This window comes from Pseudomonas sp. NPDC089743 (genome assembly GCF_044748785.1).
Taxonomy (GTDB): Bacteria; Pseudomonadota; Gammaproteobacteria; order Pseudomonadales; family Pseudomonadaceae; genus Aquipseudomonas; species Aquipseudomonas putida_X.
This window is the reverse complement of the sequence record NZ_JBIVGS010000040.1, coordinates 1-1,498: the sequence shown is the minus strand read 5'-3', so window position 1 is coordinate 1,498 and position 1,498 is coordinate 1. Positions and strand designations below refer to the sequence as shown.

Below are 1,498 nucleotides of genomic sequence, written 5' to 3'. Positions count from 1 at the left end.
CCCGTGCACCGCGTAGCAACTCTGCGAGCCGGTCGCGCAGGCGACCCAGGCTCATCGTTGCCACCCGCAGCCTTGGCTGCTGATGCCAGCTCATCCCATAGCCCAAGTAGTCACACTTCCAGGCTCTCGCGACTCGACTCTTCTTCTGATTCACCGTCAGTTTCAAACGTTGGTTCAGGAAGCGCTCGACACTGACCAGTACTCGCTCGCCAGCCCGAGGACTGCGCACATAAATGTTCGCGTCATCGGCATAGCGCACGAAGCGATGGCCCCGCCGCTCCAGTTCGCGGTCAAATTCATCGAGCAGGATATTCGACAGCAGCGGCGAGAGCGGGCCGCCTTGCGGCGTCCCTTCCTGCCGTGGGCTAACGACACCGCCTGACATGACTCCCGCTTCAAGGTAGCGACGGATAAGCCTAAGTACGCACTTATCTTTGACCCGGCACTCGATACAGGCCATGAGGATGTCGTGGTTGACTCGATCGAAGAACTTTTCCAGATCGATTTCCACGCACCACCGATGCCCCGATGCCACATGGGCACGGGCCATCTCGACAGCTTGATGTGTGCTTCTGCCCGGACGGAAGCCATAACTGTAGTCCGAGAACAGTGGGTCGAAGATGAGCGTGAGCTGTTGCTGCAAGGCTTGCTGGATCAAGCGGTCCACGACGCTGGGGATTCCCAGTTGCCGTGTGCCGCCCTGCGGCTTGGGAATTTCAACCGCTCGCACTGCTTGTGGATGGTATTCACCGGCCAGTAGCCTGGCCTTGAGGGTTGGCCAATACTGTTTCATGTAGCCCGCCAAGTCAGCGACCGTCATGCCATCGGCACCCGGCGCTCCCTTGTTGCTGACCACGCGTTGATACGCACGTCTGAGGTTGGCCGGTGCAAGCACCCGCTCCATCAGCGTGTCCGGCTCCGCGTTCGTCCACGTTACTGACGCCGTCGATACCTTTGCGCTGTCAGGCATCATCCTCAGCTTCTGGCCGGGACTCGGGATGACAGTTTCCACTGTGGGAAATTTCTGCATTACGGCTACCAACGAGACAGTGACGCCTACTGGCGGCATAACCTGTTCGGCCCTTGGTGGCGCGGTTAACCGCCACTTACTACGGCTTCGGCTGACTTCTGCATGCTCATCCCGTCGCCTTACGACGCTCGGTAGCACAAAGGCAAGCGTGCAGATCTCCCAGGGTAATTCGCGCGACCTTCCTGCTTATGCCTGTCGGATTTACGTCACAGCGTTCCGTGCAAGTATTGGGCTTTGAAGATTGTTGCCTTCTTACCCCGCTGCGCCGCCTAATCCGCTTCCTGTTCGTCAGGCCAGCATTTTGCCTCGGGCTTCCTTCAGATTCGCAGTCGCCTGCGACACCCTTGCCTCTGGCTAACACTTCCCCTTGCCGGGTGTGTAGAGGACTTTCACCTCCAAGTCACCCACTCGGCCACCACAGCCAAGCGGGTTGCGCTGACGCGCAACGCGCCATGCCTGGCGCACAAC

1 protein-coding gene is annotated in these 1,498 nt (G+C 59.5%); it reads right to left on the bottom strand.

Annotated elements, in window-relative coordinates; all coding sequences use genetic code 11:
• A partial coding sequence (gene ltrA, locus ACIPZC_RS26010) for a group II intron reverse transcriptase/maturase (RefSeq protein ID WP_400630434.1) occupies positions 1–1,069 on the bottom strand: 1,069 nt, incomplete at its 3' end.
• Between the last annotated feature and the right edge of the window lie 429 nt (positions 1,070–1,498).